The sequence below is a fragment of the Marinoscillum sp. MHG1-6 genome (genome assembly GCF_024714475.1).
In the GTDB taxonomy this organism is placed as follows: Bacteria; Bacteroidota; Bacteroidia; order Cytophagales; family Cyclobacteriaceae; genus JAMZMI01.
On record NZ_JAMZMI010000003.1, the window covers coordinates 613461 to 638321 of the forward strand.

At 42.4% G+C, this 24861-nt stretch carries 18 protein-coding genes and 1 riboswitch; of the genes, 1 reads left to right on the top strand and 17 read right to left on the bottom strand.

Annotated features, from left to right (window positions below; genetic code table 11):
- Positions 1-2 precede the first annotated feature (2 nt).
- The 16 genes from cobA to NXR94_RS09900 all read right to left on the bottom strand — a co-directional run bounded on the left by cobA (position 3) and on the right by NXR94_RS09900 (position 19588).
- Positions 3-746, bottom strand: a complete 744-nt coding sequence (cobA, locus tag NXR94_RS09825) for a uroporphyrinogen-III C-methyltransferase (RefSeq protein ID WP_258104448.1) — start codon at positions 744-746, stop codon at positions 3-5.
- A gap of 5 nt (positions 747-751) precedes the next feature.
- The gene (locus NXR94_RS09830; RefSeq protein ID WP_258104449.1) at positions 752-2875 is read right to left on the bottom strand and encodes a HEPN domain-containing protein; all 2124 of its coding nucleotides are present in this window, start codon (positions 2873-2875) and stop codon (positions 752-754) included.
- 33 nt (positions 2876-2908) lie between these two features.
- Positions 2909-4084 carry a PLP-dependent aspartate aminotransferase family protein gene (locus NXR94_RS09835; RefSeq protein ID WP_258104450.1) on the bottom strand — a complete coding sequence of 392 codons (1176 nt, stop codon included), beginning with the start codon at positions 4082-4084 and terminating at the stop codon, positions 2909-2911.
- 128 nt (positions 4085-4212) lie between these two features.
- Positions 4213-4342: riboswitch (SAM riboswitch) on the bottom strand.
- A gap of 244 nt (positions 4343-4586) precedes the next feature.
- Entirely contained in the window at positions 4587-5261 is a 675-nt protein-coding gene (locus NXR94_RS09840) for a hypothetical protein (protein ID WP_258104451.1), read from the bottom strand.
- A gap of 7 nt (positions 5262-5268) precedes the next feature.
- Positions 5269-6255, bottom strand: coding sequence for a hypothetical protein (locus NXR94_RS09845; RefSeq protein ID WP_258104452.1), 987 nt, complete (start codon positions 6253-6255; stop codon positions 5269-5271).
- Between the two features lie 47 nt (positions 6256-6302).
- Positions 6303-6851, bottom strand: coding sequence for a transposase (locus NXR94_RS09850; protein ID WP_258104453.1), 549 nt, complete (start codon positions 6849-6851; stop codon positions 6303-6305).
- A 120-nt stretch (positions 6852-6971) separates the two neighbouring features.
- A complete protein-coding gene (locus NXR94_RS09855; protein WP_258104454.1) occupies positions 6972-7622 on the bottom strand; it encodes a hypothetical protein in 651 nt (216 codons plus the stop codon).
- Complete coding sequence (locus tag NXR94_RS09860; protein ID WP_258104455.1) at positions 7619-9616, bottom strand: hypothetical protein; 1998 nt, start codon at positions 9614-9616, stop codon at positions 7619-7621. Before NXR94_RS09860 ends, NXR94_RS09855 begins: the two co-directional genes overlap by 4 nt.
- 149 nt (positions 9617-9765) lie before the next feature.
- A complete protein-coding gene (locus NXR94_RS09865) occupies positions 9766-11655 on the bottom strand; it encodes an amidophosphoribosyltransferase (protein WP_258104456.1) in 1890 nt (629 codons plus the stop codon).
- Positions 11656-11661: 6 nt separating this feature from the next.
- Positions 11662-13095 carry an NADH-quinone oxidoreductase subunit N gene (locus tag NXR94_RS09870; RefSeq protein WP_258104457.1) on the bottom strand — a complete coding sequence of 478 codons (1434 nt, stop codon included), beginning with the start codon at positions 13093-13095 and terminating at the stop codon, positions 11662-11664.
- Between the two features lie 4 nt (positions 13096-13099).
- Entirely contained in the window at positions 13100-14755 is a 1656-nt protein-coding gene (locus NXR94_RS09875) for a NuoM family protein (RefSeq protein ID WP_258104458.1), read from the bottom strand.
- Positions 14756-14758: 3 nt separating this feature from the next.
- Complete coding sequence (locus NXR94_RS09880; RefSeq protein ID WP_258104459.1) at positions 14759-16639, bottom strand: NADH-quinone oxidoreductase subunit L; 1881 nt, start codon at positions 16637-16639, stop codon at positions 14759-14761.
- A 40-nt stretch (positions 16640-16679) separates the two neighbouring features.
- A complete protein-coding gene (gene nuoK / locus NXR94_RS09885) occupies positions 16680-16988 on the bottom strand; it encodes an NADH-quinone oxidoreductase subunit NuoK (protein ID WP_258104460.1) in 309 nt (102 codons plus the stop codon).
- On the bottom strand, positions 16985-17479 hold the full coding sequence (locus NXR94_RS09890) for an NADH-quinone oxidoreductase subunit J (protein WP_258104461.1): 495 nt from the start codon (positions 17477-17479) through the stop codon (positions 16985-16987). Before NXR94_RS09890 ends, nuoK begins: the two co-directional genes overlap by 4 nt.
- Positions 17469-18533, bottom strand: a complete 1065-nt coding sequence (locus tag NXR94_RS09895; RefSeq protein ID WP_258104462.1) for a 4Fe-4S binding protein — start codon at positions 18531-18533, stop codon at positions 17469-17471. Before NXR94_RS09895 ends, NXR94_RS09890 begins: the two co-directional genes overlap by 11 nt.
- Positions 18530-19588 carry a complex I subunit 1 family protein gene (locus NXR94_RS09900; RefSeq protein ID WP_258104463.1) on the bottom strand — a complete coding sequence of 353 codons (1059 nt, stop codon included), beginning with the start codon at positions 19586-19588 and terminating at the stop codon, positions 18530-18532. The genes NXR94_RS09895 and NXR94_RS09900 overlap by 4 nt, the downstream gene beginning before the upstream one ends.
- Positions 19589-19967: 379 nt before the next feature.
- On the opposite strand from NXR94_RS09900, the gene NXR94_RS09905 reads away from it, so the two are divergent.
- Positions 19968-20441 (top strand): hypothetical protein, encoded by a 474-nt coding sequence (locus NXR94_RS09905; protein ID WP_258104464.1) that lies wholly within the window; start codon positions 19968-19970, stop codon positions 20439-20441.
- Between the two features lie 172 nt (positions 20442-20613).
- Here NXR94_RS09905 and NXR94_RS09910 read toward each other — a convergent pair whose 3' ends face one another.
- A complete protein-coding gene (locus tag NXR94_RS09910) occupies positions 20614-24846 on the bottom strand; it encodes a CHAT domain-containing tetratricopeptide repeat protein (RefSeq protein WP_258104465.1) in 4233 nt (1410 codons plus the stop codon).
- Between the last annotated feature and the right edge of the window lie 15 nt (positions 24847-24861).

Consider the following 24861-nt stretch of genomic DNA (forward strand, 5'->3'; position numbering starts at 1 on the left):
TTCTATTCTTTGTAAGACTGAACCGCATGCGCATGCGCAGCACCATGCCCGAAAATCAGCAATATCGGCGGCTCGGGCTGCTTTTCATTAAACAACCCAACAATCGTATCAACTGTTCCTTTGAAATAGCTTCCGGTCTCTAATGATCCATTGGAAATAACTGCAACAGGAAGGTCACCACGCCCGGCCTTTTGATATTCTGCAACTATGAGGTCCAACTTCCTGGAGCCCATAAAGAATACCGTAGATGGAGAATTTTTGGCAGCATTCACCACCTCTTCACTCAAACCTCCTTCAGCTGTGGTAGCCGTAACTGCCGTAAAGCTTTGATTGATTCCCCTGGAAGTAAGAGGGATACCGTAATAACCGGGAAGCATGATACTGCTAATTCCAATCACCACTGATCCCGTAATACCGTATTGCTCCGCATAAGCGATCTCCTCCAGTCCCCTGGCAAAAACAAACGGATCGCCTCCTTTAAGCCTGACAATATGTTGCCCGTCACCTTTAAGGGCATGCTCAACAATCAGCTCATTGATCTCCTTTTGGGTGACGCTATACTTACCCGCACGCTTTCCCACAAAAATCAACTCTGCGCCCTGTGCATGCTCCAACATGTCAGGATGCACTAATGCGTCATAGAGCACTACATCTGCGGCCTTGAGGGCTTTCACACCTTTCAGTGTAATCAATTCCGGGTCGCCAGGCCCAGCTCCTACCAATGTCAACCGAGCCTTTTCTGCCATCTTTATTATGCCTTATAGAAATTGCTGATCACGAGCTTATCCTCGGATTCTGCATTTCTAAAATCGACAATTTTCGAACAAATTGCTTTGGCTTGTTTAAGATATGCTTCCGCAAACTCTTTTGTTGGCTCATTTTTATTGATCTGAAGCACGATGTTAGAGAACGCATCATCCAGTTGAATTAATCCTTCAGCCTGAATTTTCTTTTCAAAGTCTTCAATGATGCCGATGTGGGTATTACACTGGATATCTCTACCCAACAACGTCGCTTTAGCTCCAATAACCATCGCATTGTAGGTATAATAGATGGCATTTGCCCAGTTACCATTTTCAAATGCAACCTGTGCAGATTGATATCTGTCCTGAGCATCACCAAGGATGGTTCCTACAAGGTCCATCATAACTCCGGCACACTCACCAACACCAATTTCAGGGATGAAATCAGCTTCTTTACCCCAATCCTGAAAATCAGAATCTTTCAAGGTAGTTGTATCCGCCAACGGCTTCAACAACTCATAGAAATACATTTTTCCTTGCTTTCTTACGTAAGCATTAAAGTAATCATTATCGTCACTGTTCTGCTCAAAATCATTCAATAACCATCTTACACAATCAAGAATCCTTTTCGTTGGCAGTTTGATCACCTTCTCTGCGATGTAACCCTTACCATCAGGATCCACACCACCACCAAGCACTACTTGCTGTGCAGGACATACCTTCTCTCCAACTTTGATACTACTACCGTGGAAACCAATATTTCCTACCATATGCTGACCACATGAGTTCATACAGCCACTGATCTTGATTTTGATCAAAGATTCATCGATCAGGTGAGGGTATTCCGCCTTGATCATTTTCTCCAACTCAAGTGAAACCGCAGTACTGTTCGTTACTCCCAGATTACAGGTATCAGTACCGGGACATGCAGTCACATCAGCCAACGTATCAAATCCTGCTTCTGAGAAATTGATTTTCTTCAACTCCTCATACACCTTCTTCACATTTTCCGGCTGGATGTTTCTGAACAACAATCCCTGATTTACAGTGATACGAATGTCCTCATCAGCATATTTATCCACAATATCAGCTAATTGGTTAGCTTTATCCGGCTTGATGTCCCCTAGCGGAATTTTCACCTTCACTGCAAATAACCCTTTTTGCTTTTGCTCAAATACGTTGGTTCCAGCCCATACGAGGAAGTCCTGGTCTTCTTCACCCTCGAGCAATTTCTCGAAGTTCACGTCACCATTCACCACTTCTTCTTCTGAAGGCGCCTCAATAGGGAATGAATGATAAGGCAGCGACTTTCTTTCTTCCTCTACCAGATCCATGAAACCATCCAGTCCGAGACCTTTTTTAGGCTCGATAAGGAACTTCAATCTTGCTTTATGTCTTCTTTCTCTCTCACCGTAACGGTCAAATACACGTAGCGAAGCCTCGATAAAAGGAATCAGTTGATCTACCGGAAGGAAATCATAAGCTAGTTGTGCCATGAATGCCTGTGCACCCAATCCACCACCAACTAGTACTTTGAAACCTCTCTGACCATCTTTGACCACAGGAGTGAATCCAAAGTCATGCATATAGGTAAATGCAATGTCTTCATCATTAGAAGCAAATGCAATCTTGATCTTTCTACCCATGTCCTGACAGATTGGGTTTCTGAGAAAGTACTGGAAGGTTGCATCCACGTAAGGAACTACGTTGAATGGCTCCCGCGGATCGATACCTGCATAAGGAGAAGCCGTAATATTTCTTACGGTGTTACCACACGCCTCTCTGGAAGTCAAACCACAGTTCTCCAGCGCCTCATAAACCAGCGGGCTATCTTCCAACTTCACGTAGTGCAACTGTATGTTTTGACGAGTCGTCAAATGAAGATTGCTGCTTCCGTAATTAACTGAAAGATCCGCCACGACACGCATCTGGTCTGCGGTGATCTTACCGTAAGGAAGTTTTAATCTATACATGTGCACACCAAACTGACGCTGGCCGTATACCCCTCTTGTCAGACGAAACGCTTTAAAGCGATCTTCATCCTCCTGTCCCGTCTTGAACTTGTCAATGCGGGCTTTCAGTTCTTCAACGTCTGCTTGTCCTGCTTTTGTGATTCCTTCTAATGCACTCATTTCTTCAGTGTTTTTTATTCATTGGCCTAAGCCTTACTTAATACTTTTTGTCGCCTCCAACGCCTGATCGATATCTGCGATGATATCATCCACATGTTCCAGACCTACCGCAATGCGCACAAGTCCCGGAACGATCCCTACAATTGACCGCTCTTCTTCCGTCAGCTTACTGTGTGTAGTAGAAGCCGGATGTGTTGCGGTTGTTCTGGTATCCCCAAGATTTGGTGTCAGACTCAACATCTTAAGGTTATCCAGAAACGCCGCCCCACGCTTTAAACCGCCCTTCACCACAAAGGTAACAATACCTCCTCCAAGCTTCATTTGCTTTTTCGCAATTGCATGCTGCGGGTGTGATTCTAGGAACGGATATTTCACCTGCTCTAGTTCCGAATGTGACTCTAAATATTGAGCTATTTTCAAGGCATTGTCACAATGACGATCCATTCTCACCGCAAGCGTTTCCAGGCTTTTGCTCAGGATCCATGCATTGAACGGAGACATACTTGGCCCCGTATGTCTGGCAAAAAACCGAACCTCATCGATCAATTCCTTTTTACCCAAAATGGCACCACCAAGGGTCCTACCCTGACCATCAATGAATTTAGTGGCTGAATGGGTAACAATATGCGCCCCAAAGTCAGCGGGGTTCTGCAGGTATGGCGTAGCAAAACAATTATCCACATTGAGGATCAGGTCATGCTTCTTTGCCAGATTACCGATGAATTCCAAATCCACCAAGTCCAGCCCCGGATTTGATGGGGTCTCCACGAAAATCATTTTAGTGTTTGACTGGATCAGCGCTTCGCATTTCTCGGGAGCATCCAGATCAAAGTATGAACAGGTAATCCCCCACTTAGGGAATACCTTGGTAAAAAGCTGATGTGTTGAACCAAAAATAGCTCTTGAAGCCACCACATGATCTCCGGACTTCAAAAGTGCCGCGATGCTTGTAAACATTGCAGACATACCCGTAGCCACGGAAATTCCATCCTCCGTATGCTCCATCTCACACAGCTTGGCAATAAATTCATCTGTGTTAGGATTGGAGTAGCGAGAATAGATGTTACCCGGAATCTCATCATTGAACATCGCCCTGGCCTCTTCAGCGTTTTCGAAGGTGAAGCTGCTGGTAAGGTACACCGGTACTGAATGCTCTCTCTGAGAGGCATTGTCTACCTGGGTTCGTATGGCTTTAGTTTCAAAATTCATATTGAGTCAATCCGGTGGAAAAATTTCAACAAATGCAAAATGGGTTTAATTCACACCCTTTTGAGGTGTTAATTGTGACTTTGCCTGAAGCAATTATGCCTGAAATTTGATTCCTTGTTTTCATAATTAATTCATATTCTCCCTCCCGATAACTATCGGGATTCGGGATCAGGATTTAGCACCGCAATTCCGAATAGGACTTCGGAACAGGTTGCTAGCGCTTCACAGAGCCTGTCTCTCCGCGCTTCTTTATAAATCAATCAACTTCTTGAATGAGGGTGCAAAGGTGAGCGATATGCCCGAAACATCAAAATTTTCTCGTAAGAGAATGGGTTTATCGGCTTATTTTGTTTGGAAAGGGGGCTTAAAAAATTGAGTTGTTCGAGTTATGCTCCCAACTGACGCGGAAGTTACTTCTGTGACAGACAATACTAGAACAGATCAGAAAGCCCGGATGTAGCATCGGAGATGGAGGGGGAAACAAAACCATCAGCAAAAAATGTTATTCACTCTGAATATCTTCTCTTTTCAACCAACCTTCAATTAATTTTTTGCCGTAATAACGGATTTTAACCCAACTTTCGTCTCCACTTAAGACTTCCACCTTATCACCCTCTACCAAATACATCCTAGTTGGCTTGTTCGGCTCTGAATATATGGTGGATTTTAGTTTTGAAACTTTCCAGAAACTAATATCCAAAAATTCTTCGATGTAATTTCTGTTATCAGATTTACCTACCCTTATCAAAGATTCCAAAAGACTTTTAGGGAGAGATCTAACTCTGGTATAATAAAAAAGATTAGTATTCTCCAGTTCCATAATGTAAACTTTATCCGTAGCCTCATCAACTTCGAAATAAAACCTATAGTCAATTCCAAAATAGAAACTGTGTTCATCGGGGGAACCTTCATTCAAAATTTCCTTATCTAGTCGAGGATCCAAGTTCAAATTGGCTTCATCGATGAAGCCAAATGTGTTAATCTCTACAATAGGATCGTTATCGTAATTGGAGTTTAAAAAAGTCACATGTTTATTATTCCTCGTGAATACTTCAAAAAGAGTTGTATCCTCTTCATTCTTAAAAATTCCACAAACTTGATCAACCGAATATGTTTGTGCTTCTACTTGATATTGTAAAAGAAAAAATATCAAAGTTAATAGTGGGCTATATCCCATCTCTAAATTATTTATCTCCAAGATTATTTAACGCATTTTTGTAGTAGATCTTTCTATCATCTATGCCATTCTTACCACCATTCACCAGCTTTGTTAAACTGACAATATCATTTTGATCGGAAAGTTCATTGGCACTTTTTCCTCCATATTTTTTCCATCTCCAATAATACAGACTTGCTTTGAGCGCTACCTCAACATCATTTATCAAATCTTCTAAATGACCACCCTCAGATCTGCTTTTATGAAAGTATTTTTTATTGTTTTCGTTCAATATATCAGCATTCCATAACTCGGACACCTTCTTATATGTCCACCTTCCGGTCAAATGAATAAATCCTTTGCCTTTGAAAGTAGATCCATGCCCAGAACTCGGCCCTGCATTCCCCATTCGACATGCATACGTTACATCAAATAATTTAGAGTCGCTTCCATAATGTTTTTCTTTCACTTTAAGGATTCCAGAGTTATAACTTTTATCTGTTACTTTGTTCCTCAGATTTGCAGTAGTAATACCTGTAGCAGGATGGCCATATGCCTGAAAAACCTTTAGTTTACTATCGTACAGAAAAACTGGGCTAACCGGACCGGATCGTCCTTTTCCTAAAGTACCACCATCACTTTCATAAGCAACACCTACACACTCCGTTGGTTCGGAATTATACCCTTGAAACAAATCGGCATACTTAGGAAGACCAAATAACTCAACAATACGACGAGGACTATAATGACTCGATTCATCTAAATCCGCCAAACCACCTGTTTCTGCCCCAATTTGGGCTAGAAAGTGTGCCATGCGCCCTTTAGTTGTTAATTCAAAAACATTGCTTAACTCGTTTAATACTTCAACAACTTCCCTAATTCTAGCAGTATCCTTGTTATTCGGGAATATCTTTGACAGTTGATCAGTTGTTATCGGAAATTCAGGATCGACTGGCACCGCAACTTTTCTGAAAATCCAATGACCTTCAATCCGATCATCCCCCTCACCCTTCACCCGCACATAATCTCCACACCCAACTGGCGCAAGCGTCCGCTTGTGTCTCACTCGATAATACACACATTCAACAAACCTCTTCCACCACAATAGTCTATAGCACTGCTGTATTTCCAGTGCTCAGGTTCAGTCACAAAGCCTGAAACAACTGGATTCATATGCAAATATTCTAGTTTCTGATCTAAAATTTCGTTTGTACTCAGCTCAATGGGTTGATTGTGCTGCTGCCACAGTTGCCAGTTAGTATTATTTCCATTTTTCTGCCCCGCTCTTTGCATCATCCATGTAACCCATTCTCTTCTACTCTCTGTTGGATGAACAGCAATCTCCTCCTTTAGTTTTCTGGATGTGAAACTCTTAAAATCTCTCAAAATATCTTGCATTGGCTTATCGCTTGTCCCTATGATCAGATGAACGTGGCTCGACATGAAGCACCAGGCATAAACCTCCAAACCCTTTTCTTGCTGACAGTATCTCAAACTATCTAATAAAATTTCCGAATATTCATGCCTGACAAACAAGTCAATCCAATAGACAGTAGCAAAGCTGACGAAATACAATTTTTCCTGATCGCGAAATTGGTACTTTCTACTCATAACGGTAAGATACCGGTAATGATACCAAAGCACAAGCGGACGCTTGCGCCAGGTAGGGGCTTAAGAATGTGAGGTCAGCTCTAAATAATTATCTAAGGCCAAATACCGCAATTATTCCAATCACATATAATCGGTAATATCGAACTCCGTTATGAGAGGTGCCGGTTCTTCGATTTCAATAGATTGGATTTGTGGATCCAACTCTTCATCAACAATGATAAATTTGGTTTGCCTCCAGTTCTGAATTTCTACATCATAGGTGTACTCAAATCTATACTTGAGGCCCACGGCTGGCTCCATAGAAATTTTAATTTTATCACCGTCAAAAGTAGTTTCATTATTGGGAGGATTGCCATGTTTACCAGCCAGTATATTATATATATATTGATTACCCGTTGCCTCACGCATATCTTTAAAATAATCTGCTGAATATGATTTATAATACAATACATCTAGTTTACTGAGCCGTTTTATCATAGAATAACTAGAATCCCTATTCATAAAGTAGACCACGGTAAAAAGTGTATCTCCATCTGAAAATCCACTTTTAATTATCTGAATAACAATGTCATTTCTACCATCGTCATTAATATCAGTTAGAGGATGAGTGCCAAATAAGACCATTTCTCTTGGTAGACATAAGTTTTCGGGTAATCTATTTACCATAAATTGAAAACCATCTCTGGTTTGACGATTGCAAGTTTCATCAGAAATCTGTGCCGAAGAAGTAAAACTTGCAAATACCCCTATCAATAAAATCAATACTTTCACTGTTCTTCGCATATAAATAGACTACCAATCAACTCATCAAAATTATCTCCTCTCTCCGGCCAACCTTCCAAGCCACCATTTACTAGAATAGAAATTTCACGAGCATTATCACTTTGATGTAGTTTCTTGAACTTATCACCATTAAGTTTAAATAAAAAATATGCCACTGCCGAGTAAACCGCATCTTTTGGATTAGTGCTTAAAGTTGTGTAGTTAGTTTGCCAATCAACTAAATATTCCAATTTTTCACCACTTGCTGTGGAAGCCCTCTTGTAGTTTTCTCGCCATGTCAAATGAATCAAACCGCGTCCCCTAAAATTCCACCCATCTTCAGTTGAGGGTGCGCCGTTTCCAAATTTATCAGCATAGATATAACTGAAAAGCTTTTTATTTCTAGCATTCTTCTCTTCATCATTAAAGATGACCTTTTGATACCTCTCTTCTTTTTTTACTATAAAGAACGTAGGAACCTGAATTGAACTATTTGAGCTATGAGTAAACCTTTTTTCATTAGTTCCTTGATATCTAATTCCTTTGTAGTCTTCTGCAGCTTTTTGAAAAACATAATACTGAAAATAATCAAGATAGGTCTCATCATTCCAAAAAGTTTGTTGAAAGAAATGTTTTACGGCAGCCTTTTTCGCATGTATTCTTAAAACTGTATGAAGACGCAAATTCGGTTTTTCATCTAATGAAAAATGCATGCCAACTTCCTTCTTCGATTGAGCAAAAAAATGAGCATGACTAGCATGAGTATTGAACCCCCCTTTTTTTAAGGCTGTATTTAATGGTTCTACATAACTTGACGCTATCTTATCCCCATAGATGATTTGTAACTTGGCAATATTTAAAGTCAAATCCTCTCCACATCTCTGGCAACAGAACCCTGTCCCACAATCAACAACTGCTGCATCCTTACTCATCCAATGACCTTCAATCCGATCATCCCCCTCACCCTTCACCCGCACATAATCGCCACACCTCGCATCTACCATAAATTCAGTTTCCTTTACATAGCTCTTTCCGGCCTTTTCCGTTCCATAGGGTAGTGACACTGATTCAAAGTCTGCCAGCATTTTATACTTGAGCTCCTTCGAAAGTTTCACCACTTTTGAAAGATAATTCAAGGTTGTGTAAATCGCATCACTCTGTCCCTGAACCATTATCTTCGCCACTTCCTTTCCACGACCATCTTTCACCGTTTCTATTACGGCAACTCTCTTGCCCTGCTCTACTTTAGGTAAGTCAGGTGTAGGTTTAACGGCCGAATAGGGGGCCTCTGCTAATCGCCTCCATGCATCATCATCGCTCACAAAATATTCATAGTCCAGACCAGGGACCATCATCCCCTCATCCATAACATACTGCTTTTCATTATCTCCAATTCTCTTCACATTCCCCTCGCTATCGACTACCCATGTCTTATTTTCCGTATCGATGATGACGAGTTGACCTGAAGTTGGAATACTGGCTAGCTGAACTAATCCAGCGGCGCCATTCCCAAGGATGCCAGTGGGCAATGTTGCAAAGAGTGAATCTATGGACCAGTCCACCATCAGCGTATCTACCAATGGCTCAGACCTCCCTAGCGAAAACAACCTCCTAATTTCATCTTCTGCCTCTTCAGGAGTTTTAGCATTTCCCGTAAGCTTCAGGTTAGACAAGAAACGTTCCAAAACCTCAAATGATAGCTTTTGCAGGACCTCATTGAGCTCCTCAATTCCTTCTTCTGAATAATCCCGAGCCTTTAGTTGGCTTTGAAGGTTGGTAAACTGCTCGTGATAAGAGGCATATTCCTCATCGGATGGACCTAAGGTGGCGAGTAGTTGTCCCACCTGCAACAAGCTTCTTTGAGCAATGACGTATTCCTCTGAAGGATCACTTAAATCCATGTCCTGAGCACTCAATGGAGCTAGAAGAACATAGCCGAAGGCGATAAATAAAAATATTTTTAGACCCGGGTAAGCAAATTCCCTGGGTGATATGCAAATCAATTGTACCGTTATATTAAAATTGCCAAAAATTTGAATTCGTCGGCTAATATAATATATTTTTCATGTAACGCTTTTAATGAGAAAAAAGATCTCACCAATGCGCTATCCGCACACGGACTAACTCAGAAAATCAAGATTATTACCCCTGACTAGTAGGCTCTGACCTCTACCCCTTTCATGAAGTTAACGAAGGCTTTATTTACCACCCTGTTTCCTCCTGCTGTAGGATAATCTCCGGTGAAGTACCAGTCACCACTATGGTTAGGGCATGCCTTGTGAAGATTCTCCACGGTTTGATAGATCACCTCGAGCTCTGCTTTCATATGAGAAGGTCTCACGATATCTGTGATTTTTTCAGAAACCTCGTCGTAAGTGAACGGTGCATAGAGATCTTTCACGTAGTTTGGTGGTGTCGGATCATTTTCAGAAGCCATGCATTTGTCATAAACCTCGTCAAGCAGCCCGCTCATGCCCCTCTCTTCCAGCAAAGCAAGCACTGCTCTGAAAGCCACAAACTCCTTCATTTTACTCATGTCGATTCCATAACAATCTGGGAATCGGATCTGAGGTGCAGAAGAAACAATCACCACTTTTTTCGGATTTAGCTTATCCAGTAGCGTCAAAATACTTTTTTCAAGGGTCGTACCTCTAACGATCGAATCGTCAATGATCACAAGGGTGTCCTTTCCCTTTTTGACCACTTCATAGGTCGTATCGTACACATGAGCCACCAAATCATCCCTTTGAGCATCATCGGTAATAAACGTCCTCAGCTTAGCATCCTTCAGCACCAGCTTTTCTACCCTTGGTGTAAAAGACAGAATATCTTCCAAAGAATCGGCCGTTGGTTTTTCATCCAGAATAATGTCCTTACGTTGATTAACCAGGTATTGATCTACGCCTCTAAGCAATCCAAGAAACGATGTTTCTGCCGTATTAGGGATATAGCTGAAAATAGTGTTTTTCAGATCGGAATTAATCGATCTGAGTACCTGTGGTATCAACAGTTCACCCAGTTTTCTTCTTTCGTTGTAGATATCCGGATCTGTTCCCCTTGAGAAATAGATCCTTTCAAAAGAACAAGATTTTTTGATCCCCGGAGGAATAAACTGCTCTTCACTATAGCTTCCATCTACATTTATGATCAAGGCATGACCCGGCTTAACTTCCTTGATGTCGCTATACTCGCAGTTCGTTGTTGTCTTGATGGCCGGCTTTTCTGAAGCGACAATGATTACCTCATCATCAACATAATAATAGGCCGGGCGAATTCCATTGGGATCACGCGCTACGAAAGCAGCTCCATGCCCGACCATACCGGTCATGGTATATCCACCATCAAAATCACGGCATGACCGCTCAAGTACTCTTCTAAGGTCAAGCTCTCGCTCAATGATCGCTGACATCTCCTGGTTATCTTCAACCTTGTCTCGATAGCGGTTAAACACATTTTGGTTTTCTTCATCCAAAAAGTGTCCGATTTTCTCCATTACCGTGACGGTGTCCACTACTTCTTTTGGATGCTGTCCTAGTGAAACCAGCTTATCAAAAAGCTCTCCCACGTTCGTCATGTTGAAGTTCCCGGCAACTACCAGGTTTCTACTTCTCCAGTTATTTTGTCTTAAAAATGGGTGACAGCTCTCAATCGTATTCTTACCATGCGTACCATACCTAAGGTGGCCAAGCCAAACCTCTCCGGTAAATGCATAGTTTTTTTTCAGCCAATCCGCATCAAAATACTTTTTCTTCCCTTCCTTCTGTGCCTTGTTGTACTTCTTACGGATCTTGGCGAAGATTTCTTCTATTGGTTGTGAGTTGGTCGTACGATAACGGCTAATGTATCTTGTACCCGGCTCCATGTCCAGCTTAATATTTGCCACCCCTACACCATCCTGGCCCCTGTTGTGCTGCTTTTGCATAAGGATATACATCTTTTGAGCAGCATAAGCTGGCGTGCCATACTTATCGATATAGTACTGGGCGGGTTTTCTAAGGCGAAGCATTGCAACCCCGCATTCGTGTTTTATAGGATCACTCATAAACAGTTACCAATCGATACTAGAGAATTTTACCACAATGTTATTCAATAATTCCGGGCTAAAGAAAAACCATAACAGCAACATGGATAAAATAGTTGCCAACAGGAATGAAAACGCGTCGAATTTGATTTGGGGTAATTTTTGGGCTGAATGTATGAAAAATGAATAGGGTATTTTGAGATAATAGAAAAGTGAAAAAATCACACTTACCACCCCTACTATCAGATAGGTTAGTAAGTAATTATCAGATAATGATACGTAAGCTTCCCAAAGGGCCGAAAAAAGGTAAAATTTAGCAGTAAAACCGGCCGTTGGAGGAAGGCCAATCTGAGCAATCATGACCACTACGATCAGAGCTCCCCACCATGGCTGTGTTTTTACTAAACCAGCAAAACCAGTGGTATCAGTAACTCCCTGCGATTCATAGAGTGAAGCCAGGTAAAACATTACAAGGTTCATGATCGCATAAATCATCGCATACCAAAAAAATGCGGTAGCACCCATTTTACCATCAATTAACAAGCACGCCAGCAATAGACCTGAATGTGCAATGGCTCCATAAGCAAAAAGTCTTTTCACATTGGTTTGTCCCAGTGCTCCAAGGGTTCCGACAGCAATGGTAGCTACTCCTATCACAACCAATAGCGGTTGCACCCAGCCAAAAACATTCATATCAATGATTGAGATCACCCTGTTCAGAAGCACAAACCCGGCAATCTTGGGCACTACCGATAACACTGCTACTGCGTCGGTAGGAGCCTCCTGGTAAGTGGAAGGGGTCCAAATATGGAAAGGGAAAATGCTTACTTTAAAGAGAATACCTGCCAACATCGACAGAAGGCCTATCGCCAAAAATGGATTTGCCTCATTGAAATACAATTCTGAAATTGTTAATGAGCCCCCCATTCCATAAATAATAGAAAATCCATAGAGGGTAACCGCTGAACTCACCCCTCCAAACAGCAGGTATTTTATCCCCGCCTCGAAAGAGCGTTTTTGAAAGTTGAAATTGGTAATGACATAGCCAGTGAAAGAGGTCAATTCCAAAGCAATGTAAATGACCAACAGGTGGTTGGCGCTCATCATGAAGATGGACCCGATCAATATGGAGAGTATCAGGAAATAAAACTCTGAAGTTCTTTTCTCTGCCTCAGCATAAAACACGATCCAGACTGAAAAAGCAAGGAAAAGCATCTTCAGAACACTCTCCATTGGACCTGTTACTATTGACTTAGTAAACAGCCACTGCGTTTCTTCATTAAATCCGGCAAAGAATAGCGAACCCACTACTACCACCGCAAAACCGATCCTTGCAACGAGGTTCTTTTTGTTGATCAATCCCACCACCAACAATAGCGTGGCTCCCACAATCAGAGCGGCCTCCAATCGCAGATAGGTCAAATGTTCAATGATCTGTCCGAGCTGCTCTTTCAACATCATCCGATTATTTGATCAGGAATTGCTGCCCCCTTGAAAGCAGGTTATCAACGAAAAAATTAACTGAATTATCGATAGGATCTAATATGATCCCCGGAAGGATACCGAACAACAACACCAATACCGCCAAAGGAAGCAACATCAGCCATTCTCTTCTGTCCACATCGTTTAGTTTGTCTTCCCAACTTTCCTCTCGCGCCCAGAACTTACCAAAGAACATACGTTGCAGCGCCCACAGATAGTATGCGGCGGAGATAATGATCCCAATAACCGCCAGCATTCCCAGCCAGCTCGGCACCAGGCCATTGATCCCCTCGGATCCTATTCCTCCAATCAGGGTTAACAATTCTCCAACGAAACCTGAAAAGCCTGGCAGCCCCAGAGAAGCAAAGAAGAACACGACCGTAAAGAAGGTATAAACCGGCATTTTGCTTGCCAGCCCACTAAGATTTTGAATTTGCCGATCATGGGTTCGATCATAAACCACGCCTACGACCAGGAACAGGGCTCCTGAAATCAATCCATGGGAAATCATTTGGAAGAGAGCACCGGAAATGCCTTCGATGGTCAGGGTCGCCAGTCCTAACATCACAAAACCCATGTGAGAGACTGAAGAATAAGCGATCATTCGCTTCAGATCGTTCTGAGCTAACGCCGCGAAACCTCCATAGATAATCGACAGCACCCCAAAGCATGCTACAGGAAAGGCATATTCCATGGCCGCGTCAGGGAATATCCCATAGGCAATCCTAAAGAAGCCATACCCCCCTACTTTCAACAAAATCCCGGCTAATATAACCGAAATGGCTGTCGGTGCTTCCACGTGTGCATCCGGCAACCAGGTATGAACAGGGACCACCGGCAACTTGATCGCGAAACCGATCATGAGTAGAATAAACGCCCAATACCGAAGTGATATACCACCAAATGCTACTTCTGAATCAGGAGCCAAAAACGCTTCAGCACCGTAACTATCTTCCATCATCTTCACCAGACTGAAAGAGTGGACAATTTCTATTTTGCCGGTTTCATCAGCCATTTTTAATGCTCTGGAAGAATCCTCTATAGAAATGAACAAGCCGATCATCACGATCAGGATCAGAAGAGATCCCAATAAGGTATAAATGAAAAACTTAATCGACGCGTAGGCTCTTCTAGGACCACCCCAGATCCCGATGAGGAAAAACATCGGCAACAGCATGAATTCGAAGAACACATAAAAGAGGAACAGGTCCAACGCCACAAAACATCCAACAATACTGGTGCTTAAGGTGAGGTAAAGAATGAAATAGCCTTTCACCTTTTCAGTTAGTCTCCAGGAAGATATCACCCCAATCACCAACAGCAGAGCACTCAAAACTACCAGCGGCATGCTGATCCCATCGACACCCACGAAATAATCAATCACAAAACGCCCGTAATTACCCAGGCTTAACTGGATCCAATCGGCTTTTTCTACAAAAAGAAACGCCTCGCTCCACTCCGATGGCTTGAAGCTACCATCGTAGTCAAAAAATAACTTAAGCGAAAGCACCAGTTGAAGCAGGGTAGCCACCAGGGTCACCACTTTTATCAACAAGTGTTGTGTTTTGGGAATGAAGAAAACACCCAGTGCAAATAGCAACGGAATGAAAACGATGAGACTTAACAGGTGATTTTCCATCTATTAAAACAAATACCAGTAAATCATTAATACCATAATAAAAAGCATGAATGCCAGCTGTGTCTGAATACCAGGCGCCTGGATCTTAGCCAGCGTACGTCCTACCATTCGGGAAAGCCCTGCCAAGCCATTGACTATTCCATCCACTACATACCTATCGAATAACCCGGTCCCTTTACCTAAAATTATTCCCATAAGTCCGGCCCCGTCAACCAATCGATCCACTACCTTTCGGTCCACCAATGCCGCGAAGTTACTTACGATCAGCGTACCCTGGTTGAAAAAGGCATAAACCCGATCAATCGCCCATCCGCTCAGAAAAAAGCGAATAGCGCCGGTGGCCTCTACTAAGTTTTTATATTCCAATGCCTTCCTGGCTCCAGGCTTGAATTGTGTGTAGGCATAACCTATTCCCATTGCCACCAGGACAATGGAGGACATCAGGACAATGATACCATAAGGAGATTGAACCGGCTCTTCAGGCCCAAACACGTATTCGCCTAAATACCAACCGTGCGCATTGAATGGATTGAATGAAGAAAATATCCAAATTGAGCCTAAGGCCAATAATGCAAATGGCATTTTTACGGGTTTCCAGGGCTCGTTAAAGGTCTCATTAGTAACATGCAATCCTTTCCTCACCTCTCCGGTAAAAACCAGCAGTATTTGTCGAGTGATATAGAAAGGCGTCAGTAATGCCGATACAAAAGCCAGAGCCGGCACTATCAGCACCGGAGCATCCAAACTTGCCCCAAGTATCCCCTCTTTAGAAAGAAAGCCTGAGGTCAATGGTAATCCTGCCAGTGCCGAACCACAAATGAGGTAAGTCAAAAAGGTAAAAGGAAGATACTTCTTCAAGCCTCCCATATTTCTCATATCCTGACCATCCACATCATGATTGGCCTTATGCATAAAATGAATGACGTTACCCGCAGCCAGGAATAATCCGGCTTTAAAAAAGGCATGCGTCCAAAGGTGAAAAATGGAGGACTCGTATGCCCCGACTCCCACGCCCATAATCATATAACCAAGCTGAGAAATAGTTGAGTAAGCGAGAACCGCTTTAATGTCATTTTGAAATAAGGCAGCAACTGCAGCGATAAATGCCGTCAGTGCTCCTGTGATGGCCACAAGATATAAAGCCACCGGAGTCAGTACCGGATAAACACGAACCAACAAGTAAATGCCGGCTGTTACCATCGTTGCAGCATGAATCAGCGCAGAAACCGGCGTTGGACCCGCCATGGCTTTATTCAACCATCCAAAAAATGGGAATTGAGCAGATTTACCGAATGCACCTATTGCCAGGGCAATACCTGCAAAGGTTAGCCATCCGGTATTTTCGATAGGGTTTAACTCTGAAATGTACGCTTGACCAAACATGGTGATCAAAACGATGATGCCAATGATCAACCCGGCATCAGCTACCCTGTTAACCATGAAGGCCGTTCGCGCACTGGTCGCTTTTTCTGTCTCTTTAAACCAAAATCCAATCAGGAGATAAGAAGAAAACCCTACCATCTCCCAAAACACGAATAACAACAACAGGTGATCTGAAATCAACAGGCCCAGCATGGAGGTAGTGAAAAAGCCCAGCTTAAACCAATACCTGCCTAGACCCGGGTCGCCACACATGTAATGCATGGAAAAAATATGTACCAGTAGTGAGATGAAGTACACCAATGACACCAACACCGCACTCAAATGATCAATGTAGATACCCAATTCGATCCCAGGCACCCAGGACCAACGAATCACTTCCGGATCAATGGTCAGTAATCTTAAAGCCTGAATCAGACCTGCACCAATAAACAAAGCCGGTAGACGATAGCTTTTACCCGACTGAAAAAAATAGCCGAGTACCCCACCAATTAGCGGAAGCAACAGAACAGATGCGATATGAAGGATATAGGCGCTCAGGATATTAGTTCTTTAATTGATTTAACTCGTCCAGATTCGTTGATCGATACTGCTTGTAGATATTCAATAGGATCGCTAATGCAATCGCCGCCTCCGCGGCAGCCAACACCACTGAAAAAACGGCAAAAACCTGCCCGTCCAGGGTCGGATCAAATTTTGAAAACGCCACCAAATTAAGATTGGCTGCATTCAGGATCAATTCTATTCCAAGCAGCACAAATACTCCGTTCTTCTTAATGAGAATTATGGCCAGCCCTACGCAAAAAATGAAGGCTGAAAGCAGGAGATAATATATCAAAGGAATTGCCATCATTGATCCGATTTTTTAGCCAGGAATGCCGCTCCAACCAGAGCCATCAACAATAAAAATGCAATTAACTCAAATGCAATCAAATGATCCGTGAGATATAACACTCCAATCTGCTTCACCTGATCAGTAGAGGTCACTTCTTCTCCCCAGGCCAGATTTACATCAAAAATCGATTGGGTCAGCAGCACAAAAAATGCTAATGAAACCAACACCCCGGGAATTACCTGATGATGCGCTGTAAAGACTCCTTCATCACCGGATCGTTTTGTCAGCATTACGCCAAAGATGAGTAGCACCACAATGCCACCTGCATAGATCAATATCTGCACGACAGCCATAAACTCGGCATTCAGCAATACATAGATCGCAGCCATACCCAGTAAACTGATAGCAAAAGCGAAAGCCGCCCTGATGATGTTTTTGGTAATCAACAAATAGATCAGCGGAACGACAATCATTGCCGCAAAAGCAAAAAACAATATGTTAAGAGTCATCTCCATCGTCTTTAGGCTTGCGTTTGATCACTGGTCTCGGACGAAACTTCGGTTTTTCCGCAGAGGGCTCCTTCTTCTCTTCTGCCCCCGATTGAGTTTTATCTTCCTCGCCCTTATATCCTTCATCCTTCTTTTTTACCACCGGACGTGGCTTGAAAACCGGCTTTGGTTTAGACTCTTTCTTTTCTTCAGTCTCAGCTGACTCCTCAGATTTCTTTTTAACCATCGGTTTCGGTTTGAAAACCGGTCTTGGCTTAGCCTTGGCCTCTTCAGTTGATTCAGTCTTTGCTTCTTTCGATTCCTCCCCTTCCTTTTTCTTAATCATTGGTTTTGGGCGAAACTTCGGTTTTGGCTTTTCTTCTGACGTAGACTCTGAACTTTCTGTTTTGGGTTTTGAAACCATCGGCTTCGGTCGAAAGGCAGGCTTTGGTTTTACGGCACTCTGTTCCGTAGAAGAAGAAGCTGATTCACTTGTTGGTGCGACTGGTTTTGCTTTTGCCTCCGCTTTTTTCTTATCTGCCTCTTCTGCCTCCTGTCTTTTCTGCGCAATTTCCACCAGGCTCATTTCAGCAAACGAGTATTTATGGTCCCGAACATCAAATTCACTGAAGTCATAAACCTTCGTCATAGTCAAACACTCCGTTGGACATACGGTCGTACAAAGTCCACAGAAGCAGCACTTACCCATGTCGATATCAAACTTCGCAGCATGAATACGCTTGGCGGTGCCGTCGGAGGTGTAACCGATGGTTTCAGTGGCCTTGATAGGTTCTATTTCGATACAGTCTACCGGACAGACTTTCGCGCATTTATCACAGACAATACAGTCGTCAATTTCATTATGCAGACGGTAACGACCATTATCAGGAACCGGCAATGATTCTTTTGGATACTGAAGCGTTACAATTCCCCTATCCAGTTCGAAATAATCCTCTTCTTTAATCCCTATTGGTTTACGCGATTTGGTCGCATCCAACAGGTATCCGAAGGTCAGTTTCATGCCCCCCGAAATACTTTTGAAGGAATCGATGATATTTTGGAAATACTTGCTCATGAGATCACCCAAATTTTCCAGATTCCGATTAAGAACAAGAGTAGAATGGCTACAGGCGTGAGATATTTCCAACTCAGACTCATTAGTTGGTCAACTCTCAATCGCGGATACGTCCAGCGAGCCATAATTTGAAGAAAAATAAAGAAAGTGGCTTTCCCAAACAACCAAATCACCCCCCATACCGGTCCATTCGTCATTTCTGCCAACTCAAAGCTGCCTATATTCGGGAAGGGCGAATACCATCCCCCAAAGAAAAGTATGGCCGCCAAAAACGACACCAGCAGCATCATTCCATACTCAGAGAGCATGAATAACCCCCAGCGAAATCCTGAATATTCAGTATGATAGCCCCCGATCAACTCAGATTCAGATTCCGGCAAATCAAAAGGAACACGGTTAGATTCCGCCAATCCGGAAATAAAGAAAATGATGAAAGCTATGATCAATAGCGGCATAGAGAATATGTTCCACGACAGAAATCCTCCCGTCGCATTTATTTTTAACCCCTTAATTCCAAAAAGAAAACTTTCTTCTGTGGCATATATTCCTTGTTGGGTCACCATTTCCTGCAAGTCCAGGGTTTGTGCAACCATCACAACACAAAGGACACTTAGACCTAAAGGAATTTCGTAGGAAACTATTTGCGCAACAGATCGCATGGCACCAAACAGAGCGTATTTGTTATTTGACCCCCAACCTGCCAAAAGGATACCTAGCACGTCTAGTGAAACAACGGATAGTAAGAAAAACAGTCCGGCATCAATCACTGAGCCCGAAACACCTTCCGTAAGAGGAAGCACCGCATAGCCAGTGAAAATGGCTCCGAAAACAATGATTGGAGCTGCAAGAAAGAGTAGCTGATCAACAGCCTTTGGCCTCAAATCTTCCTTTTGAAGCATTTTCAGGAGATCGGCAACCGTTTGAACGATACCTTTAGGTCCTACCTCCATGGGTCCTAATCTGTTCTGCACAAAGCCCGCAATTTTCCTTTCGCCGTAGACGCCGACTACCACGAACCCTAGTAGAAATGGAAGAAATACCAGAAATGTGATCATACAGAACTGAGAATCGCCTTTTATGCAATCGCGAAGTTAAAGTATGAAGACCATAGCCAAGCCTAAAGAGTGACTAAAAAGGACTCAAAAGAATAATATTCTAAAATATTGCTATCAAGATAAAAATCTAACAATTCACCGGATTTATTGTTGTAAAATTATCAACCACAGATTATCGGGTCGGTTATTTTTTTCGAATACTTAAAATTTCCAGCCAAATCATTGACAAACATGAAATTATTCGCATCCACACTTTACAAATCCAGTCACTTATTTAGTATAAAATTTTGTTAAATGTTAATTTTGAATATAAAACATAGAAATACACCACCTATTAACTAGATATTTACCTATGTTTTAAAATAAAATTTTGACATACATGAAGAGGATTTTACTACTACTACTACTTGGATCCTTCTCTATCCAGGTTAGAGCTCAAGATATATACGAGTTCGATTACATCGAAGACAAATTAGATTTATCCATTTTAGATGACTCCTTCAATTATTCTCACTTTATGGGAGAAACCATTGGAAAAAAGTTAGAGCTCTTAAAGCTGTCTTATACCTGGCAGGAAGATCCTACACCTACAAGCCCCACTGCACTTACCGTAGTGGAGAAGCCTATGATCTACAATAACATCAAGAAAATTGAACGGTATTATAAAAAGGCAATCAAAAAAGGGGAGATTTCGGAGGAACAAGCTGCGAACGAATTTGAAGGGATAATAGACATCGCCTTATTCGTTAGGTATCAAAAGACTGATCAATTAGAATCACGTTTAGAATCAATCAAGGAGGAACGAGAGATGGTTCAATTGTTTACCAACAATATTCAGCTCAATTATTATTGATTTATAGTTTGTGAGTTTTAGCCATTCTTAATTTCTAAGGATGGCTTTTTTTTGTTTGGATGAACCACAAACCTTATTCCTCCGCCGTGAGCGCAATAAGCTTATTAAATTAAGAAGGGGATGCTAAAAGCATCCCCTTCTTAATTATTCTGTATTGACTCGTTTCAAAACATTACTCTTTAGCCACCATCATGAAAGCTCCCCAATAAATTGGATCGGCATAATCCTTCTTAATTGTTTGCTGAGCGAGGTTAAATGCTTCTCTTTTACTTTGACCAGAGATCCAGTTCTTATAAAACTCCACCATCAATTTTTGTGTGACCTCATCTGAGACCTTGAACAAACTCATGATCATGGCATCTGCTCCGGCTACCAAAAAGGAACGCTGCAACCCAAATACACCCTCTCCCTGCTCGATTTCTCCCCGGCCGGTTTCACATGCACTCAATACAATCAATTCAGTCTTATCAAAATTAAGGTTCATCGCTTCGTGTGCCGTAAGTACTCCATCAGCGATATTATAATTATCCGTAGCGTCCAAAAGCACTTCACCACCATATCTTGTCAGTAGGCCGGATCTCTCCAACGGATTATCATTGTCTAACAGGCCAAATTGCACTTTCTTTCTTGGCTTATCATCAAAGAAACCATGTGTGGCAATATGCACAAGGGTCACGTTATCCTGCCCTTTGATTAATTCCTCTGTTGCTGAACTCTCCAAATAGGTATCAACCTTCCAGCCATTCTGTTTCAACAGATCCCCAATAAGTTTGACCTCCTTCTCCGTTCCCGGCAGCTGAGGAACTTTTGCATTTCCAATTGCACGTGAGGGGTTCTCCTCAATAACTTCTTCATACCGATCATCCTTACTGTAGTATGTTGGGTTCCCGAAAAGCATTGCCACATTTCCTTCATCCCCACTCAACAAACGAAGCTTCCTGGCCTCTTTGGAACGGTGAGCTGGCAATGTCTTGGTGTTACTGACCACTCTTATGTTATGGTTATCAATTACATAGCCTCCTCCCGCAAGAGCTAAAGCCTCCAGATTTATTTGATTGTAAACTCCATCAGGAGATAGGTATACCACGTCCCTACCATCAAGAGCCTCCTCAATAGGTTTCCAGAAAATTTTATATGATTCCTCATCCCTAATTTTGAACTTGATACTGTTTCTAAGTCGATTGAAGGCCTTATGCTCCATCTCTGCTCCATTTTCCAATAGGACCAGGGTCGGATTCCTTCTGGTATCCGAGGTAACAACCAGAGCCGCATACCTTACTTTGTCTTCATTAAAGTCGTCATCAAACTCCCGATACCTGATAATTTCAACAGCTGCCTCGTTTTTCTTCAGAACATCTTTTACATCACCCCAGACATAATCCACTGTTTCATATGTCCTGGCAAAATCTTCTGACTGTTCGCTTAGTGACTTTTCAAGCTGAGCTATCTCATCTTTTAAGCCCTTCACGTCAACTTCATTTGCTGCCAGGCTTTCCTCAGACTGGGCCAGAGTGTTAGTGAGGTACTCCTTTTTTTCCACCCAGTTCTCAAACATATTGATCAATGTGGTATCACCACTATTAATAATAGCATTTCTGGTTTTGATGGATGAATTGAGAAGTAAGCCTTTAGTTGCAAGGGCGAAGTCATACATGTTTTCGAGGTATTTTTCCTTTCTCTCCATGTAGGCAACCGCTACTGTATTATAGAATTCGAAGTCAGGCTTGATTTTATTCCAGAACCTCGTTTTTTCGTCTTCACTCAGCGTCGGGAAATAAAGCTTGGTATAATCCAAATAGGCTTCAGTAGTCTCTGCAAGAATATCCTCAACCTTCGCGATTTCACCATCGATGTAGTAGGACTGCGCAAGCCTACTCTGGGTCTTGAGATACTCCGGATGCTCCCGACTAAATATTTTTCTGAAGTATCGGGAAGCTCTTTCATATTCATTCTTCGCTTTCGAAAAACGTTTCTTGTACCTGTATATATCACCTTTTAATCTCGCAACTTCTCCCGAGCTAATATTTTTATTACCCAGCACATCCGCCCAAATTTCATCTGCCATATCCAGCAATACCAGAGCAGTATCTAACTCATTCTTCTCAATATGGATGTAGGCCAGGTTCTTGATCGCTTCAGCATACAACGGATGTTTAGTGTCAAAGTTTTCTTCTATGATCTCCTTAGCTTTTACAAAGTTTTCTTCGACCACAGAAAGGTCGTCGCCCAGATGAAAGCGTAACATTCCTATATCCGTAAGTGACCTGGCAATGAGCACATGATTTTCTCTCAACTTACTGTTTCGCAGGTTATATACCTCCATGGCGTTTACCAAACCAGCCGGATAATTACCCAAATGAAGGTATAAGGCCACTAACATGGCCTGATTATCAGCATAGTAAAGTGTGGTATCCCCGTAAACCTGTCTGGTAATATCTAAAGATTTACGAATGTTTTTTTCGGCTGCCGGGTAGTCACCCTTAATCATAAAAACTTCCCCTAGTGCATTGTATGGTTTAATCAGGCGGCGACTCAAATCGCCATGCATTTTAATCTTCTCCTTGATGACATCGTGTAGCAAATCTTCCGTCTCCGAGTAATTTCCTAAACGGGTATTAATCGAAGCCAGATCCTCAATAGAATTCAGTAAGATGGTCCGACTTTCCTTACCTAGCTTCTTACCTATCGATTTTGACTTGTAAAGCAGATTTTCAGCCTTATCATAAAGCCCGATGGTAGCGTAGAGTATAGCAGCAGAATTGAGTGCCTTGATATACTCACCACTAATCTTCTCCCCGTCTCTTCTGATCATCTTTAAGGCATCATCCGTAAGCCCTTCCGCCTCACGGTAATAACCTCCTTTGATCAACCAGCTCGCCAGGGTCGCCATTTGTGTACCTAATTCAACTCCCGGCACTTCTTTATTTTGTTCAAGACCAAAGAAGGCATGACGGTTGTATTTGATACCCGTTTCATAGTCGCCTTTAATGGTTAGGTATTCATTCAAACTATTTACAATGTCCACATAGGTGTTTTTGGTAAAATAGTACTGCGTGAACACATTATCATAGGGCCTAGGATCTAATAATTTGAAAGCCTGGATAGGCGTTTCGGTAAAGTTGAGATAGAAGTTCGCCAGCTTGATATCAAACAAATCCCTATAAAGACCCTCGGTATACCGCAGCTTAATATTTCGTTCCAGCTCCGGATAATATGTGTCGGCACTCTGCCTGTATTTCTGATGCTTCGCGTTTTGTGAAAAACCTATGCCTGCATTATAATTCAGTTCTCTGGTTGGGTGATCCAGAGGCAGTACATTGGTCGAAGCAAAGTGAACATCATTGATGCCGTCAAAGGACTTATTGTAGTCCTCATCCAGGAAATTATCCAATGCATCTATGTAGGACAAGTGCACTTCTCGATAATCTTTGGATATTTTGGACTTGCCTGTGTATTTATCAAAAACATCTCTCGAAACAAAAACTTCGTCATCATCCCCACTTTTAAAGCCCAGGTGAGCTCGCAGCAATGCCATATCTTCCCATCTGTTCCCCACCGGCTTCGCCCTGATCAATCTCCACAAGTATTTATCGGCATCCCTGTAATCACCTTCATCAAAAGCAATGTCAGCTCGCAGCTTGAGCATCTTAAAATACGTATCACTTCGTGTGTTTAGCAGACTTAGATTATCTCTCCATAAATCGTCAAACAGGTTTTCTGCATCCAGGTACCTACCCTGATCATTCAGCGTGCGTATACGATTAACATTGGCCAGTGCAGTAAGATCTTCCCTGTATGCTACATCTGCCTTATCTATTTCCTCACCCTCATAGGTAGTCTCATGTAGTTGGGACAACGCGGCTGATAAGTCTGCGAACACCGAATCCATCCCTACCAACTGTCCATTATTTAGATCTGTGATCGCTCTTCTCAGCTGTATCTCATAATCCAGAAGTGAGGCAGCCTCGAAATCAACACCGGTTTCCAGAACTGTTAAGAGGCTATCCGCCTTTATGAAATTCCCATATTCATTGTACAGGTCAACGATACGCAACATTCCTACTGCGTAGTGAACTGAGTTTTCGGATTTGAATTCCTCGAGACCCAGGAGCCCTGCATCAATGCTACGTTGCATATCGACATATTCCTTTTTTGCCTCAAAAGATTTGGCATCCATAATATCCAACCATGCATATAAAGTAGAATCATTGGCAAATTTCTTGGCAATGTGCTTCTTCCTTAGCTTGTTAGTCTTTTTTGGAACTTTGTGAAATTTCCCCTTCACATATTGCTTTTCTGCCTTCTTCATTACCACCTCCCAGGTTTGGGCGTGCGCCTCCTGAATATCCACGACGGATAAAAGGATAAAGGCCAGATAAAGAGAAATTGGTAAAAATGATTTCATACGCTGATTAAGTAA

What these genes read in the sequence shown, in the direction of transcription:
- cobA (WP_258104448.1), bottom strand. Translation starts at nt 746, where the DNA reads ATGGCAGAAAAGGCTCGGTTGACATTGGTAGGAGCTGGGCCTGGCGAC.
- NXR94_RS09830 (WP_258104449.1), bottom strand. Translation starts at nt 2,875, where the DNA reads ATGAGTGCATTAGAAGGAATCACAAAAGCAGGACAAGCAGACGTTGAA.
- NXR94_RS09835 (WP_258104450.1), bottom strand. Translation starts at nt 4,084, where the DNA reads ATGAATTTTGAAACTAAAGCCATACGAACCCAGGTAGACAATGCCTCT.
- NXR94_RS09840 (WP_258104451.1), bottom strand. Translation starts at nt 5,261, where the DNA reads ATGGGATATAGCCCACTATTAACTTTGATATTTTTTCTTTTACAATAT.
- NXR94_RS09850 (WP_258104453.1), bottom strand. Translation starts at nt 6,851, where the DNA reads ATGAGTAGAAAGTACCAATTTCGCGATCAGGAAAAATTGTATTTCGTC.
- NXR94_RS09865 (WP_258104456.1), bottom strand. Translation starts at nt 11,655, where the DNA reads ATGAGTGATCCTATAAAACACGAATGCGGGGTTGCAATGCTTCGCCTT.
- NXR94_RS09870 (WP_258104457.1), bottom strand. Translation starts at nt 13,095, where the DNA reads ATGATGTTGAAAGAGCAGCTCGGACAGATCATTGAACATTTGACCTAT.
- NXR94_RS09875 (WP_258104458.1), bottom strand. Translation starts at nt 14,755, where the DNA reads ATGGAAAATCACCTGTTAAGTCTCATCGTTTTCATTCCGTTGCTATTT.
- nuoK (WP_258104460.1), bottom strand. Translation starts at nt 16,988, where the DNA reads ATGATGGCAATTCCTTTGATATATTATCTCCTGCTTTCAGCCTTCATT.
- NXR94_RS09890 (WP_258104461.1), bottom strand. Translation starts at nt 17,479, where the DNA reads ATGACTCTTAACATATTGTTTTTTGCTTTTGCGGCAATGATTGTCGTT.
- NXR94_RS09895 (WP_258104462.1), bottom strand. Translation starts at nt 18,533, where the DNA reads ATGAGCAAGTATTTCCAAAATATCATCGATTCCTTCAAAAGTATTTCG.
- NXR94_RS09900 (WP_258104463.1), bottom strand. Translation starts at nt 19,588, where the DNA reads ATGATCACATTTCTGGTATTTCTTCCATTTCTACTAGGGTTCGTGGTA.
- NXR94_RS09905 (WP_258104464.1), top strand. Translation starts at nt 19,968, where the DNA reads ATGAAGAGGATTTTACTACTACTACTACTTGGATCCTTCTCTATCCAG.
- NXR94_RS09910 (WP_258104465.1), bottom strand. Translation starts at nt 24,846, where the DNA reads ATGAAATCATTTTTACCAATTTCTCTTTATCTGGCCTTTATCCTTTTA.